The sequence below is a fragment of the Vibrio sp. 2-2(8) genome (genome assembly GCF_963888495.1).
Taxonomy (GTDB): domain Bacteria; phylum Pseudomonadota; class Gammaproteobacteria; order Enterobacterales; family Vibrionaceae; genus Vibrio; species Vibrio anguillarum.
Genome location: NZ_CAWPJM010000011.1, coordinates 34642 through 51382 on the forward strand (window position 1 = coordinate 34642; position 16741 = coordinate 51382).

The 16741-nt window shown below is 42.8% G+C and carries 13 protein-coding genes; 8 read left to right on the forward strand and 5 right to left on the reverse strand.

Annotated features, from left to right (window positions below):
- Window positions 1–162 precede the first annotated feature (162 nt).
- On the forward strand, window positions 163–972 hold the full coding sequence (gene xthA, locus AACV12_RS02930) for an exodeoxyribonuclease III (protein WP_069212014.1): 810 nt from the start codon (window positions 163–165) through the stop codon (window positions 970–972).
- 109 nt (window positions 973–1081) lie between these two features.
- On the opposite strand, the gene AACV12_RS02935 is transcribed toward xthA, so the two are convergent.
- The 4 genes from AACV12_RS02935 to AACV12_RS02950 form a co-directional block, all read right to left on the reverse strand.
- Complete coding sequence (locus tag AACV12_RS02935; protein ID WP_019282050.1) at window positions 1082–1759, reverse strand: ABC transporter permease; 678 nt, start codon at window positions 1757–1759, stop codon at window positions 1082–1084.
- A 2-nt stretch (window positions 1760–1761) separates the two neighbouring features.
- Window positions 1762–2502 (reverse strand): ABC transporter permease, encoded by a 741-nt coding sequence (locus tag AACV12_RS02940; protein WP_013856550.1) that lies wholly within the window; start codon window positions 2500–2502, stop codon window positions 1762–1764.
- 208 nt (window positions 2503–2710) lie between these two features.
- A complete protein-coding gene (locus AACV12_RS02945) occupies window positions 2711–3487 on the reverse strand; it encodes an ABC transporter substrate-binding protein (RefSeq protein WP_026028918.1) in 777 nt (258 codons plus the stop codon).
- A 104-nt stretch (window positions 3488–3591) separates the two neighbouring features.
- Window positions 3592–4362, reverse strand: coding sequence for an ABC transporter ATP-binding protein (locus AACV12_RS02950; protein ID WP_013856548.1), 771 nt, complete (start codon window positions 4360–4362; stop codon window positions 3592–3594).
- A gap of 615 nt (window positions 4363–4977) precedes the next feature.
- Here AACV12_RS02950 and AACV12_RS02955 point away from each other — a divergent pair.
- The 3 genes from AACV12_RS02955 to AACV12_RS02965 all read left to right on the forward strand — a co-directional run bounded on the left by AACV12_RS02955 (window position 4978) and on the right by AACV12_RS02965 (window position 10252).
- Window positions 4978–6519, forward strand: coding sequence for a DUF3360 family protein (locus AACV12_RS02955; RefSeq protein ID WP_017042289.1), 1542 nt, complete (start codon window positions 4978–4980; stop codon window positions 6517–6519).
- 268 nt (window positions 6520–6787) lie between these two features.
- Window positions 6788–9064 carry a formate C-acetyltransferase gene (gene pflB / locus AACV12_RS02960; protein ID WP_013856546.1) on the forward strand — a complete coding sequence of 759 codons (2277 nt, stop codon included), beginning with the start codon at window positions 6788–6790 and terminating at the stop codon, window positions 9062–9064.
- A 201-nt stretch (window positions 9065–9265) separates the two neighbouring features.
- Entirely contained in the window at window positions 9266–10252 is a 987-nt protein-coding gene (locus AACV12_RS02965) for a lipid A deacylase LpxR family protein (protein WP_170899906.1), read from the forward strand.
- A 17-nt stretch (window positions 10253–10269) separates the two neighbouring features.
- Here AACV12_RS02965 and AACV12_RS02970 read toward each other — a convergent pair whose 3' ends face one another.
- The gene (locus tag AACV12_RS02970) at window positions 10270–12147 is read right to left on the reverse strand and encodes a methyl-accepting chemotaxis protein (RefSeq protein ID WP_017048071.1); all 1878 of its coding nucleotides are present in this window, start codon (window positions 12145–12147) and stop codon (window positions 10270–10272) included.
- A 201-nt stretch (window positions 12148–12348) separates the two neighbouring features.
- Here AACV12_RS02970 and pflA point away from each other — a divergent pair, with 201 nt between their 5' ends.
- The 4 genes from pflA (at window position 12349) to AACV12_RS02990 (ending at window position 16666) form a co-directional block, all read left to right on the forward strand.
- Window positions 12349–13089 carry a pyruvate formate lyase 1-activating protein gene (gene pflA / locus AACV12_RS02975; RefSeq protein WP_013856543.1) on the forward strand — a complete coding sequence of 247 codons (741 nt, stop codon included), beginning with the start codon at window positions 12349–12351 and terminating at the stop codon, window positions 13087–13089.
- A gap of 64 nt (window positions 13090–13153) precedes the next feature.
- Complete coding sequence (locus AACV12_RS02980; protein ID WP_170899907.1) at window positions 13154–13819, forward strand: energy-coupling factor ABC transporter permease; 666 nt, start codon at window positions 13154–13156, stop codon at window positions 13817–13819.
- A 123-nt stretch (window positions 13820–13942) separates the two neighbouring features.
- Window positions 13943–14443, forward strand: a complete 501-nt coding sequence (locus AACV12_RS02985) for a YfbU family protein (protein WP_013856541.1) — start codon at window positions 13943–13945, stop codon at window positions 14441–14443.
- Window positions 14444–14731: 288 nt separating this feature from the next.
- Window positions 14732–16666 carry a PrkA family serine protein kinase gene (locus AACV12_RS02990; RefSeq protein ID WP_013856540.1) on the forward strand — a complete coding sequence of 645 codons (1935 nt, stop codon included), beginning with the start codon at window positions 14732–14734 and terminating at the stop codon, window positions 16664–16666.
- Window positions 16667–16741 lie beyond the last annotated feature (75 nt).

Sequence of the window (16741 nt, forward strand, 5' to 3'; positions counted from 1 at the left end):
ATATTGACTTGAGAGATCAATCGTAAGTTTACATAAATGTTAATAAAAATATCCTTTCTGACTATTCAAAAAATTTACGTATTACAATTGATTCGCTTTTCGTCTTGTCCTTGCGCCTTGAAATGGTAACATCTTGCGCACAACTCATCTTAAGGATCCCTTATGAAAGTCATCAGTTTTAACATCAACGGTTTGAGAGCTCGCCTTCATCAACTGCAAGCGATTATTGATAAGCATCAACCTGATGTCATTGGACTTCAAGAAATCAAAGTACACGATGACGCTTTTCCTCTTGAGGATGTTGAAGCCATGGGCTACCACGTCTATTTTCATGGTCAAAAAGCACATTATGGCGTCGCCATGTTGTGTAAGAAGGAACCCATTTCAGTACAGAAAGGCTTTCCTAGCGATAATGAAGATCATCAAAAACGCATGATTATGGCCACTTTTGAAGATGACAACGGCCAAAAAACAACCATACTCAACGGCTATTTTCCTCAAGGGGAGAATATTTCCCATGAAACAAAATACCCCTATAAGCGTCAGTTTTATAAAGATCTAATGGGTTACTTAACGACACATCATTCCCCTGACGAACAAATAATTGTAATGGGAGACATTAACATCAGCCCTATCGACTTGGATATTGGGATTGGTGAAGCCAATAGAAAACGCTGGTTGCAAACGGGAAAATGCTCTTTCCAACCTGAAGAGCGCGAATGGTTACAAACTTTAATGGACTGGGGTTTTGTTGACACATTCCGTCAGTTAAATCCGGATGTAAATGATCAATTTTCGTGGTTTGATTATCGCTCACGCGGCTTTGATGATAACCGCGGGCTACGAATCGACGTCATTTTAGCGACCCCGAACCTAGCAAAAAAATGCCAAGAGGCCGGCATCGACTATGAACTTCGAGGAATAGAAAAACCTTCTGATCACGCGCCAATTTGGTCCAGTTTTTCTTTGTAGGAACAGAAAGTAACGTGCCAATAAGAAGCGCGCATTCAGCGCGCTTCTTATTTTAATCTATGCCTTGATTATAGAAACAAACTCGGTACAACATGCTACTCGCAGCCCTTCAGCTTAATGGGCGCAAATAAGCTAAGAAGCGTTTTTCAGCCTGTTTGAAGCAGAACAAAATAATGAAGGTCAAGCCCATATAGAACAAACCTGCGGTTAAAAATGACTCGAATGGAGCATAATAACGAGAGTTCACTAAACGCGCAGCCCCCGTTAAATCCATAATGGTAACAATACCAGCAACCGCAGAACCGTGGAGCATGAAGATAACTTCATTACTATAAGCGGGCAGTGCGCGCCTTAACGCACTCGGTAGAATAATTCGTCGATACGTTTTCCAAGTACTCATTCCGTATGCCTTCGCCGCTTCAACTTCGCCTTTCGGCAACCCATTGATCGCACCGCGAATAATTTCAGCCGTGTAGGCGGACGTATTGAGAACAAAAGCAACCAACGCGCAAAACCAAGCGTTTTCCCACAAGGTATCTTTCACCGGGAAAAATTGATCCATTCCATAGTAGATGAGATAAAGCTGGACCAATAACGGTGTACCACGAAAAAAGTAGGTATAAGTCCATGCTGGAGTACGAATAAAATAGTTGTGGCTATTTCTAGCAATCGCTAAGGGGATGGCAAGGCTCAAACCGATGATTAACGACAACCCCACCAGCCAAACCGTTGTCCATAGCCCACTAAAATAAATTGGTAGGCTTTGAGCAATAAGGGAAAAATCCATATTTACCTCGTGTGAATGCTAAACTTGCGCTCAACCAATTTGAGAAGACCGGTTGATACACTGGTAAAGAAAAGGAAGATCACTGAGACAGCCATATAAAAGGTGAATGGCATTTTTGTCGAACCCGCCGCGAGTGAGCTGACTCTGACCATATCTTCTAATCCAATAATGGAAACAAGTGCCGTCGTTTTGAGCAATACCAACCAGTTGTTACCAAATCCTGGCAATGCATGACGAACCATTTGAGGAAGCAAAATGCGTCTAAATGCTAAGGTAGAACTCATACCATACGCTTTCGCCGCTTCCATCTCTCCTTTATCAACCGCCATAATAGCGCCACGAAAGGTTTCAGCCATATAGGCACCGAAAATGAAACCTATGGTTAGTATTCCAGCAATGAAAGGGCTAACATCAATATAATCGGGGAGATAAGCGGTCCATTCATGGCTCGGGTCACTTGCCATAAACCAATTGTTTAGCCATTCGTTGATTGAATAAAGGCTATTATTCAACAATATTTGACCGCCAAAGAAAATAAGCATCATTAACACAAGGTCTGGAATACCGCGAATGATGGTCGTATAAAGAGTGGCAATGGCTCTTGCCCAACGGTAAGGTGCAAGCTTGGCTAGCGCACCTAACATGCCAAGTAACATGGCAAGTAATAAAGAGAGCACGGCAACTTCAATGGTCAGCACCGCTCCCTTCAAAATTGAGGCTTCATATCCGTGTAGGTCCAACATAATTCATCCCTAGTCCCTGGAGAATTTAACGGCTGGGTACTTCTGGAACTAGGATCCAGCCGTTAAGAATCAATGGATTCCCATCATAATTGAGAAGGTGGAGTCAACTGAGCTAACCAGTCCTAATTACAGAGTGATCGATAAACATATTCATATGCTCGGCTCACTCTCACCTTCTAATTATATGGGTAAGATATGATGTTACAGCTTATTCACCGTATACATCGTAATTAAAGTATTTGGTCGCAATTTCTTGGTAAATCCCTTGTTGACGAAGAGATTTAATCGCCATATCAAGTTTTTGAGTGAGATCTTTGTCTTGTTTACGAACCGCAATACCAAAACCATCGCCAAACCATTTCGGATCGGTTAATGATGGGCCGACGAACTCATACGCTTCGCCGCCCGCTTTGTTAAGCACACCCTCTTCCAAGGCAGAGGCATCACCCAATACTGCCGCAATACGACCATTGGCTAGGTCAAGATAGGCTTCATCAAATGAACCATAACGGACAATTTCAACTGCATCGCCATAATTATCAGTAAGATACTTATCGTGCGTTGTTGCACGTTGTACACCAATTTTCACCCCTTTTAGACCTTCTTTAGAAAAATCCAACGCGGCTCCCTTCTTGGCGATAAATTTATTGGGAATTAATGCGTACTTACCAGTGAAATCGACTTTTTTCTTGCGCTCGTCGGTAATCGACATGGCTGCAATAATCGCGTCATATTTACGTGCGAGCAGTGATGGGATAATGCCATCCCAGTCTTGTGGAACGATTTTACATTCCACTTTCATCTCCTTGCACAACGCATTGGCCATATCAACATCAAAGCCTTTGAGAGATCCATCAGCCTCTGTCCAGCTAAAAGGAGGATAAGCCCCTTCTATACCAAAACGAACCGTCTTCCATTCTTTCGCTTGGGCCATACCAGTCATTGCACTAGCAGCAACGGCTGCAACTAATAACCACTTTTTCATTTCCATACTCCTGTGATTGAGGTCTTACTTATTTATCATGCTATGTTTATGTTGGTTTTGCTTAATATTTATGCCGTGGCGAATACCACAACATAATGAACACATTAATAAATAGAGGATATAAATTGTTTTAACCGTTCAGATTTAGGCTGGGTGAACAGGATGGCTGGATCTCCTTGCTCTTCCACTAAACCTTGGTGCAAGAACATCACATGGTTTGAAACATCGCGAGCAAAGGCCATTTCATGAGTCACTACCAGCATAGTACGGCCTTCTTCTGCCAAGTCTCTCATAACACCCAACACTTCACCCACCAATTCAGGATCAAGTGCAGAAGTGGGCTCATCAAACAGCATGACTTCTGGCTCCACGGCTAACGCTCTAGCAATCGCCGCACGTTGTTGTTGCCCACCAGAAAGGTGACCAGGATAATAGTCTTTACGTTCATACAGGCCGACTTTTTTTAGCAGCACCTCAGCACTCTCGATGGCTCGTGCTTTCGGTACTCCTAACACATGAATTGGTGCTTCAATAACGTTTTCTAACACCGTCATGTGCGACCAAAGGTTAAATCCCTGAAATACCATAGCAAGGCGTGAGCGAATTCGTTGCACCTGCTTTTCACTCACAGGTGAAGCTTCACCTTGCCGATTTTTTTTCATTTGAATGAGTTCACCATTGACCCAAATATCACCAGAGGTTGGTGTTTCAAGTAAATTGATGCATCTAAGAAAGGTACTTTTTCCCGAGCCAGAAGAACCAATAATGGAGATCACATCACCCTTACGAGCTTCTAGCGAGATTCCTTTTAGTACTTCGTTTTGACCAAAGGTTTTGTGCAGCTCTTTAATATTCAGCGCCGGTACATCAGTCATTGCGCTTAACTCCCTGTATTTGCTACTGCAGAGTATTCCAACTCCCATTTTTGATACAAACTAGCATTCACACCGAAAACATGCAACAAATTATTAACCTGCAAAATAAGGATATTTAGTTATTTTATCTGATTAAAAATTCACATTTTAGCCAATACTTCTCCGTATGGCGCATATAAATGGCACATCAAGCAATTAACAGTTAACTCATTTCATTAACATTTACTTAAAAATAGACAACCTATTCATGTATAAAGTACACCTAGATTCATAAGATATTTAAGGTCATTAATATCATTGAAACTCTTTTACAAACATCACAATGTGAAAACTTATTTCAAGCAAGTAACGGCTCAACCCCCCGTTTTCATTAGGCTGCTGTAGTTTTCTTTCACATTTATTCTTAAAGTGATCAAGATCAATCACCCTAAAGGATAAGCAAGCTAAACTCGCGAGCAAAGATAAGGTTGTATAAATAACCACACTCTCTTTTTTAGTTGTTGTTATGCAAGCACATATGAGATGTGCTACATATTCAATTAAAAACATTACCGCTTCTTCGCGGATTACTAGGATTCAGTACGAATTACTAACTTTTAAAAATATGAGGAATCTATGCCAGACGTAGTCAACAATGAGCGCTCAGAAATCGAGACGAAAAGCTATAAAGAGCTGCATCGTCCAGCATCTGAGTTTGCAAGCCGTTCAGATTACCTAGACCACGAACTGCAAATCATGAAGCCCCGTCGCTTTGGTTTGAACTTACCTGGTCGTGACTTCCGTTTTGAACTTGAAGATTTTGTACCAGCCATCGCGGGCACAATCGGCATCATCGCCATGTACTCAGCGGTAATGATGTCTTGGGCTGATGGCCTAACCCAAGCATGGGATCACATTCATCTAGGTAAAGACTTCGCGATTGAAGTTGCACGTGTAGAGATGTTATTTCCTGCCCTCTTCTTCTGTGTTATTGCCTCTGGTTTCTTAAACCCAAAAGCCAACTTAGCTGGCAACCATGGCCCAATGATCCCTCTTATCGGCTCAATCGCATTAGCCGGTGCACACCCTTTGGCATTGGCAATTTTGCTTGGCGTTTTTGGTCTTCTCTTAAGTTACTTTAAAGGAGGCTCGAAACTGGTCAATCTAACCTCCGAGGGAACCGCAGGCGGGTTGCTTATCTTCCTCGGCTTTACCGGAACAATGAGCCAAATTGGTTCTATCCAAACTTGGGCTACCAGTTTGCAATCGGCCGATGTCGCCGCAGGCAGCTTAGGTTACGTTGGCCTAGTGGTTTTAGGTGTCAATATTGTGCTGTATGCATTTCTTGCAAAAATCAACATGCGTTGGTTAGCAATTCCTGTCTGTGCAATGACAGGGCTTGCGATTGCGCTTTTATTCGGTACTGGCTTTGATCTTCAATTTGAAACTCAAATGGGCTTACCTAACCTTAATCCTGTTTACTGGTGGGGCTCAACCACTGAAGGTTGGATGCTTGGTTTGCCAACAGTAGAACACTTTATCGCCTCATTGCCCTTTGCTATTTTGGCCGTTGCGATGTGGTCACCAGATTTCCTTGGTCACCGAATTTTCCAAGAATTGAACTATCCAAAGAGAACTGAAAAAGTACTGATGGATGTTGATGACACAATGACCATGTGTTCAATTCGTCAAATGGTAGGTACAGCACTTGGTGGTGGTAATATCACATCGTCATGGGGAACGTATATGATCCCAGCGGCGATTGCTAAACGCCCAATTCCTGGTGGTGCCATCATCTTAGGTTTATTGGTCATGACTATTGCTATCCTTGGCTTCCCTATGGACGTAGCGGTTTGGCCTCCAGTGATGCGTATTGCTCTATTAGTAGGGGTATTTCTTCCTTTACTAGAAGCGGGTATGCAAATGGTAAGAAACACAAAAGATTCACAAGCAGCGGGCATCTGTATCTTTGGTAGCGCTGTGGTCAACCCTGTTCTAGCGTGGGCATTGACCATGCTACTCGATAACAATGGCCTAATTGGCGACAAAGAACGTGCATCAAAGCTGTCTTTTATCGACAAAATCATCATTCCAGGTGGTGTGCTGATCATCTGTTTAATTGCTATGCTTGCGGTTGGTATGCTTGAAAACCAATACGGTTTAAAAGCTTGGCTATAATGAGCTTGGACTAATACGAATTTGGGTAGTGCTCGCACTACCCAAACTTTATTTGAAAAATTTAACTTTTATTGATTTAGTTTAAGGTTTGCAAAAAAATTTTAGTCTAATCTTGCATTCAAGGCTTAAAAGCACAATATCTATATTCAGATAATTGAATAGTGTGAATATAGATATTGTATTAATAGAGTGTACTGCTCCTTTCGAGGATAACTGGCTCAACGGTGAAGACGGTACGTGTTTTTTCTACTAAAAAGGTAGGTATGTCATGGCAGAGCAATTTGCTAAAGCTTGGGAAAGTTTTGTTGCAGGTGAGTGGCAAAACGAAGTTAACGTTCGTGATTTTATTCAAAAGAACTATACGCCGTATGAAGGTGACGAATCTTTCCTAGTTTCTGAAGGTACTGAAGCGACAAACAAGCTTTGGGCTAAAGTAATGGAAGGTATCAAACAGGAAAACGCGACTAAGGCCCCTGTCGATTTCGATACTGACGTTATTTCTACCATCACTGCTCACGATGCAGGCTACATCGAAAAAGATCTTGAAACTATCGTGGGTCTACAAACTGAGAAACCACTTAAGCGCGCTATCATCCCTAACGGTGGTGTGCGTATGGTTGAAGGTTCTTGCAAAGCATACGGTAGAACTCTTGACCCTATGATTTCAAAAATCTACTCAGAGTACCGTAAAACTCACAACGCTGGCGTTTTCGATATCTACACTCCTGATATCCTAGCGTGTCGTAAGTCTGGTGTTCTGACGGGCCTTCCTGATGCTTATGGTCGTGGCCGTATCATTGGTGACTACCGTCGCGTAGCACTTTACGGTATTGATTTCCTAATGAAGGATAAGCTTGCTCAATTCACTTCTCTACAAGAGCGTTTTGAGAACGGCGAAGATCTAACGGCAACGATGCAACTTCGTGAAGAAATTGCAGAACAACACCGCGCACTTGGCCAAATGAAAAAAATGGCTGAAAAATACGGTTTTGACATCTCTCGCCCAGCAGAAACTGCACAAGAAGCTATCCAGTGGACTTACTTCGGCTATCTAGCTGCTGTTAAATCACAAAACGGTGCGGCAATGTCGCTAGGTCGTACTTCGACTTTCCTAGATATCTTCATCCAACGTGATCTAGAAGCGGGTAAAATCACTGAAGTACAAGCTCAAGAAATGATCGACCACTTCGTAATGAAGCTGCGTATGGTTCGTTTCCTACGTACTCCTGAATACGATGAACTATTCTCTGGCGACCCAATTTGGGCAACAGAATCAATGGGTGGTATGGGTCTTGACGGTCGTACACTCGTTACGCGTTCTAACTTCCGTTTCCTAAACAGCCTATACACTATGGGTCCTTCTCCAGAGCCAAACATCACTGTACTTTGGTCTGAGCAGCTACCTGACGGCTTTAAACGTTTCTGTGCAAAAGTATCTATCGATACTTCATCTATCCAGTACGAAAACGACGATTTAATGCGTCCAGACATGAACTCTGACGACTATGCTATCGCATGTTGTGTATCGCCAATGGTTGTAGGTAAACAAATGCAGTTCTTCGGAGCGCGTGCAAACCTTGCTAAAACCATGCTTTACACCATCAACGGTGGTATTGATGAGAAGTTGAAAATCCAAGTTGGTCCTAAAATGGACAAGATCGCAGGTGAGTATCTTGACTATGACGAACTGTGGGCAAAAATGGACCACTTCATGGATTGGTTGGCGAAGCAATATGTGACCGCACTAAACAGCATTCACTACATGCACGACAAATACAGCTATGAAGCCGCGCTAATGGCACTGCATGATCGTGACGTTAAACGTACGATGGCATGTGGTATTGCTGGCCTGTCTGTTGCTGCTGACTCTCTATCAGCAATCAAATACGCAAAAGTTAAGCCAATTCGTGACGAAGATGGCCTAGCGATCGATTTCGAAATCGAAGGTGATTATCCTAAATTTGGTAACAATGACGCCCGCGTTGATGACATCGCATGCCAACTTGTTTCTACGTTTATGGGCAAAATCCGTAAACTTAAGATGTACCGTGATGCAATTCCAACTCAGTCTATCCTGACTATCACTTCAAACGTGGTATATGGTAAGAAAACAGGTAACACACCTGATGGTCGTCGTGCTGGTATGCCTTTCGCACCGGGTGCAAACCCAATGCATGGCCGTGATGAAAAAGGTGCAGTAGCATCATTGACTTCAGTAGCGAAACTACCGTTTGCTGATGCACAAGATGGTATTTCTTATACTTTCTCTATCGTTCCAAATGCGTTAGGCAAAGAAGAAGCAAGTCAACGTGCAAACCTTGCTGGCCTGATGGATGGTTACTTCCACCATGAAGCAGGCATTGAGGGTGGCCAACACCTAAACGTGAACGTGCTTAATCGCGAAACTTTAGAAGATGCGGTTAAACACCCTGAGAAATACCCTCAGCTAACCATTCGTGTATCTGGCTATGCTGTGCGTTTTAACTCACTGACTGCTGAACAACAAGCTGACGTTATTGCACGTACTTTCACTGAATCTCTATAATTTCAGTTAAATTACTAGCAAAATAGTTAAGCCCTGCTCGATGAGTGGGGCTTTTTTTATACTCAGAAATCAAAAATGCGCAATGCATCGGCCACAAATGTTACGCTTACCACATTTATTTTGATTCAATTGCCTATTTATCAACTGAATAGCGCATCTTTCCTATATGATTAGGGCTTGTCTATACTCTGCAGTGTTCGTATGAAGCTATTTCACATTCTTCCATTGACGTTACTCAGTGCTTCTGCGCTGGCCTCTCAACACGCAACGGTTGCTTTTAACCTCGATAACGATGGCGTATTTGGCGTAGATCGCGACTACACCAATGGTTTATTTTTAAGCTACACCTCAGGGGCGATTGCTCCATATTGGTGGGCTAAACCACTCAGCCTTTCTGTTTGGGGAGCGGCCCCATTGGACAAATGGGAGATCAGCATTGGCCACAAAATGTGGACTCCTTCGGAGATTTCTCTCACCAAACCAGAGCCGAATGAACGACCTTACGCTGGGTATTTACACACCGAGCTTAACTATATTAGTTTGCATCCCCAACAAGCCACGCGGGCAAATTTAACCATTGGAACCACCGGAGATGCTGCGCTTTCTGAGAAAGCGCAAAAGTTAGTGCACAGCATCACTAAATCTGACGAACCCAATGGCTGGGCCTACCAAGTAGAGGAAAAAATCGTCGGCAGCGTGGGTTATCTGTCTCACTTTAATCTGGCACGATACCGCAGCTATGCAGGAACTGACGTTGAGCTTTCCAACGTTTCAGAGGTCAATGTAGGTAACTTTCGCAGTGATCTCTCCACAGGTTTTATGATGCGTTGGGGGACCGATCTTGCGGGTAACTTTGGCAGTGCTCAAATCAGTGCAGAAAACCCTTTCTCGGCAGGGATGATTGGTGCCTCGGATACTGGATGGTTTCTATTCGGAGGTGTAGAAGGACGCTATCGCTTCAATGACATTACCATCGAAGGAGATAGGCCTTTAAACGGATTGGATCACCCATCTAAATATTACCAAGTTAACTTGGAAAATCTTCAGGCGACCGCCGTAGTTGGTGCGGCTTGGTATATTCAACAAGTCGGTGCGAGTTTAACGTTCACCGCAAACACACCTGAGTATAAGGAAGACAAAAACTCCATTCACGGTGTCGGTAATATTTCTCTTTTTGCTTTTTTCTAACGTTTAGCAAACTGAAATTATATGGTGAAACTTTGGCAGTCTACACTTAGGCTGCTAGAGCGTTTATCCACAATCTGGCTGGTTGCTCTTAACTGTTCATTGTTCTCTTCCAAGGCTTTCATGGCTCGAGATATTTGTATCATATTATCTGCCATTGAATGGCTAGTCGTCGCCAAATCTCGGATCGATGCAAAAATGGCTTCTGTTTTATTCGCCGCTTCATCTGCTTTTTTGATAATTTGCGCGATGGCCTGTATTGCCTCATTACCTTTCTCTTGCCCACTCTGCATAGACTGCTCAGATTGCGCAATATAAGTGATTACTTCCGCACTTTCCTTTTGCATAGTATCAATAGTGCCGGAAATTTCGGCCACGGCATTGACCGTTCTTACCGCTAAACTTCGAACTTCATCAGCGACAACAGCAAAGCCACGACCTTGCTCTCCCGCTCTCGCCGCTTCAATTGCGGCATTGAGTGCCAATAAGTTAGTCTGCTCGGCAATACCATTAATGATGTCCATCACCGAGTCTACTTTTGCAGAAGCTTGTTCAAGTTGATGAATGTGGCCTGCGGCCGAGCTTAGGATTTTACCAACCTCAACCAGTGACGTAATAGCAACGGAAATCACTTTTCCTCCCTCTTCTGCGCTTTGCATAGAAGATTTGCTGAGTTCCGCAACGAACTCCAATGAATTGGAGACTTCTTGGGTCGTCACGCTGACCTCTTCTGTGGCCGATGCCAATAATTGCGTTTGTCCCAAAACGTCAGATTGATTTGTCACCAAAGTATCTAATCCAACATTCAGTGACGCGGCATCACCAGACAAGGCTTCACTGCTTTTCTGCACACCACTCACCAATTTCCCTAAATTTTCACAGCTTTGGTTAATGGCCAATGCCAGTTGATTGAATTCGTCCTTTTCGTTATTCGTCATCGGCATACGGCGTGACAAATCGCCACGCGAGATATTGTTCAACACGTGAATTGTTTGCGACAAAGAACGAGAAAGAGAAAAACTAAAGGTAAGGAAAATAGCAATGGTCAATATGGCAAGTAACGCACAGGCCGCCAATACAGACCACTGTGTTTGCGATGCGGTCGTTTTTGCGGCCAACTGATATTGCTCACTCAACGCGGAAAGCTTGGTTGAAATATCTTGAATCACCGACTTAACTTGCGCCTCTGTATCGCCTCTTTGTTTCTCCATCACTTGCAATTGCTGAGACAGTTCACTCACACGTAAAAAAGCCTGTTTAAATTGTTGTATCTCTTTTTCATACAGATCCAACATCGAATAAGAATCAGACATATTGACGAAACTGGCCATAGCACGATTAAACAGTTTTAAGTTTTGCTCCGTGGGTTCTAATAAATAATTTTGCTGCGCCTTAACCATGGCTTGAAAATCCGAGTTGATTGTAACCATCCCCGTCTCATCTATCTTTTTCTCTATCGTGGTGGCCAACGTTTTCAGCTCACCCAGCTTACCTTCGTTAACGTTGAAACCCACCTCTGATTTCACTTGCAACCAAGGACGCAAAAATTGGTCAAATTGTTTGGCCGCCTTGAGCAACACTTCCCCTTCTTGAGCAAAATTGGTCTTTTGCAGGAAAGCAACATTAGCATTCACCTCTCCCATCAACTGATCCAATTTATTCAAAATCGAGTTGACCTGATTGCCTTGCATGTTGTTTAGCTCTGATGCAAGCGACAACAAATTTGCTTGAGTAGTAAATATCGCCACAGAACCGGATGCCACTTCGCCACTGGAGCGATACTGTTCATCCATTCCCATCAAGCTCTTTGCGGTATAAATCCCTAAACCTAAAAAACCAACACAAAGGATAACTAAAAATAGACTGATTTTTTGCTTTTGAGAAAACTGTACATCCATGAACTATTCCTTATTTAAACCCTATCGCATTCAACGAGTTCTTATTTCTATACAGTGTAGTCAATGTGCAGAATTTCATGACATTCATTTTGAGCCACAACATATGGTTTAGGATATGCGGCGGCAATTGCACATTAACCCTACTTAATCCCTACTATTTGTAATAAAATAACGGGCAAATAACCTATTCGAGATGAACTGATGTCAACAACTGGTCGTATTCATTCTTTTGAGTCTTGTGGCACGGTAGATGGCCCTGGAATTCGCTTCATTGTTTTTATGCAAGGCTGCCTAATGCGTTGTATGTATTGTCATAATCGTGACACATGGGACACCCATGAAGGCAAGGAAGTGACTGTTGAAGAAATCATTACCGAAGCAAAATCTTATCGCCATTTTATGAAAGCCTCTGGCGGCGGAATTACCTGCTCAGGCGGTGAAGCTATGCTTCAACCTGAATTTGTTCGTGATTTATTCCGCGCAGCGCAAGCTGAGGGCATTCACACCTGCTTAGATACCAACGGTTATATTCGCAAACACACAGACGTGATTGATGAAGTACTCGATGCCACTGATTTAGTGATGTTAGACATCAAACACATGAAAGATGAGATCCACCATGATTTTATTGGTGTGTCGAATAAGCGAACCTTAGATTTCGCGCGCTACTTACACACCATAGGTAAAAAAACGTGGATCCGTTATGTGATTGTTCCTGGCTACACTGATGACGAAGAAGCGGCTCATATGCTTGGTGATTTTATTAAAGATATGGATAACATCGAGAAAGTAGAGCTGCTGCCTTATCACAAATTGGGCGCTCATAAATGGGAAGCAATGGGGCTAGAATACCCATTAGAAGGTGTGAATCCGCCGTCAAAAGAGACCATGGACAAAATCGTTGGGATCTTAGCTCAGTATCACTCAAACATAAAATATTGATTGCTTGATTTAATAACCATAAAAATGCCAGCATAATGCTGGTATTTTTATAGAGAGGCTAGCCATGCAGCTGGAACAACTTGCGGTGCTATTGCTCCTGCTACTTGTTGGGTTAACGACCCTTCGCGATTTTAAATACTCATTTTGGACAAAGTTTAAGGCCGAGAAATCCTTTCAGCATCTCACCTATTTTGCCTCTTTTGCGCTTTTTCTTTTGTGGTTAGCTCAAGCCGGAGTGACCGAAGGATTGCCTATCCATTTTCTCGGTTTAACAACCCTCACGATGATGTTTGGCTGGCGCTGCGCATTTGTTATAACTATTCCTGTTACATTCGCACTGGCGGTGGTCGGTAAACTGGCCTTCTTTAACATCCCCGAATACTTACTACTATCATCGCTACTGCCAATCCTAGTTAGTTATGCTTTGTTTGCTTTGAGTTATCATTATCTACCGCGCAACATTTTTGTGTTTATTTTTGTGGCTGGTTTTTTAAATGGCGGCCTGACGGGTAGCCTGCATTTGGCCATTAACACCGCTTATCAATTGCTTCTTGGGCAACATGGCTGGCAAGTCATCCGCGATAATTACCTAATTTTTGTTCCTTTACTCGCTTTCCCAGAAGGGCTGCTCAATGGTATGGCGTTAGCGATACTATCCGTATTTAAGCCGGAATGGTTGCGTGTCTTTTCCGACAAAGATTATATCTATAACCGCTTACACAAAAAGTGACAAGAATTGCACACATTTTATACTTTCCATATTAAATCCGTGTTGAGATCATGTTTCATTGTCGATAATTGCTGTTAACCTTATGCCATCAAATAGAACATAAAATTTAGTGAGGCTACCTCCATGGAAATGACCAACGCTCAACGACTGATTCTATCTAATCAGTATTTTTTGATGTCACAGATGGATCCCAACAACGCCAAAAAATACAAGCGGTTACAAACCATTGTAGAACGTGGTTATGAACTGCAAATGCGAGAACTCAACAAAGAATTTGGCTGCTTGACCGAAGCGGAGTGTCGCGAAGTGATCGACATCATGGAGATGTATCACGCCATGCAAGAATCACACAAAATGCTCTCCGATGCAGAAAGCAAAAATGTGGATCAGCGCCGCCTGCACTTTTTAGGGTTTGATATCGCTAAAGAGTCACAACGCGTTCATTACGTGCGTTTCTTGGTTGAGTCTGAAGGGCTTTACCCACAATTTGATAAAGCCGATCACCACTTCAACAGCCAAATGCCAATGTCAGATAAATATCGTCGCATGTTAACGGCTTGGCGTAATTGTCCTCGCCAATACCATTTGTCAACCGCAGAATTTACACAAATTTTTAATGCCTAAATTTTAATACCTAGCAAGGTAGGCTGACGAAAGATGAAAAGACGCAGACACTGCGTCTTTTTTACATTCCCCCTCGCAGTTATTAACTCCAACACCAACTTATCCCTCGAACTCTTGATATTCACACACTAAATAGTTCAACCTGCTCGACGTTATTACTGTCACGAAATTTAAATAAACACATAATTGTTAAGCAAAATTGTCAAACTCGGACTAGTCTTAAATTGTTATTAATTTGTGTTTTTAAGCGGTGTTGTCAGTTAGACAGTTTTCAGAGGGGAATTCACTATGAGTATTTTTGACCACTTTCAGGCACGCTATGAAGCCGCCAAGGATGAAGAGCTATCACTGCAAGAGTTTTTAGCTCTGTGTAAAGAAGATAAAAGTGCTTATGCCAATGCAGCAGAGCGGCTGTTAATGGCGATTGGTGAGCCTGAGCTGATAGACACAGCAAAACACCCCCGATTGAGTCGCATTTTCTCTAACCGGGTGATTTCTCGTTATAAAACTTTTGAGGATTTCTATGGCATGGAAGAAGCCATAGAACAGATTGTTTCCTACCTCAAACACGCTGCCCAAGGTTTAGAAGAAAGAAAACAAATTCTCTATCTACTCGGTCCAGTTGGTGGCGGTAAATCTTCACTGGCGGAGAAACTCAAAGCTTTAATGCAACAAATGCCTATTTATGTTTTGTCTGCAAATGGCGTTCGTAGCCCAGTCAATGACCACCCATTTTGTCTGTTTGATGTGGTTGAAGATGGCGAAATCCTCAAGCAGGAATATGGGATAGAAAAACGCTATTTACGCTCAATTACATCACCTTGGGCGGCCAAACGCTTACACGAGTTTGGTGGCGATATTTCCAAATTCAAAGTCGTCAAAGTACGACCTTCAATTCTCGATCAAATTGCCGTCGCAAAAACAGAACCCGGTGATGAAAACAACCAAGACATTTCGTCACTGGTTGGGAAAGTGGATATTCGAAAACTCGAGCATTTCTCGCAAGATGACCCCGATGCATATAGCTATTCCGGTGCACTCTGTAAAGCCAACCAAGGGTTAATGGAGTTTGTTGAGATGTTCAAAGCGCCAATTAAGGTGCTTCACCCACTCTTAACCGCCACGCAAGAAGGAAACTTCAACGGGACAGAAGGGTTATCCGCCCTACCCTTTGATGGCATGATTTTAGCGCACTCAAACGAATCAGAGTGGCAGACATTCCGTAACAACAAAAACAACGAAGCGTTTTTGGACCGGGTTTATATCGTTAAAGTCCCTTACTGTTTACGCGTCTCGGAAGAAGTGAAAATTTACCAAAAACTGCTTGAACACAGTGAACTATCCAAAGCGCCATGCTCACCAAGCACACTAGAATTACTTGGTCAATTTAGTATCCTCTCGCGCCTAAAAGTGCCGGAAAACTCGTCACTCTTCTCCAAAATGCGCGTCTACGATGGTGAAACGCTAAAAGATACCGATCCAAAAGCAAAAAGCTATCAAGAGTATCGTGACTACGCAGGTGTTGACGAAGGTATGTCTGGTTTATCGACTCGCTTTGCCTTTAAAATACTGTCGCGCGTATTCAACTTTGACCAAACGGAAGTTGCGGCTAACCCCGTTCATCTGTTCTATGTCATCGAACAGCAAGTTGAACGCGAGCAGTTCCCTCAAGAAATCGCTGAACGATATATGGAGTTTTTAAAAGGCTACTTAGTGCCTCGTTATGTCGAGTTCATTGGTAAAGAGATTCAAACGGCTTATTTGGAATCTTATTCTGAATATGGTCAAAATATTTTTGACCGCTACGTTACTTATGCTGATTTCTGGATCCAAGACCAAGAGTATCGTGATCCTGAAACTGGCCAACTTTTCGATCGTTCATCGCTCAATAACGAGTTAGAAAAAATCGAGAAAACAGCAGGCATTAGTAACCCGAAAGATTTCCGAAATGAAATCGTCAATTTTGTACTGCGTGCGAAAGCGCACAACAATGGACAAAATCCGGTTTGGACCAGTTACGAAAAACTGCGTACCGTCATTGAGAAAAAAATGTTCTCAAATACCGAAGAGCTACTTCCTGTTATCTCTTTTAATGCCAAAACCTCATCTGATGATCAGAAAAAACACGACGATTTTGTCGCTCGTATGATGGAGAAAGGTTATACAGAAAAACAAGTAAGGCTGTTGTCTGAGTGGTATTTACGCGTCCGTAAATCTTCTTAACTTCAAGCAAACCAAAACCTGTACATGCGTTAGCCATACCAACAATGGCTAACGTAAAGGTGACGTTTTCAAGGG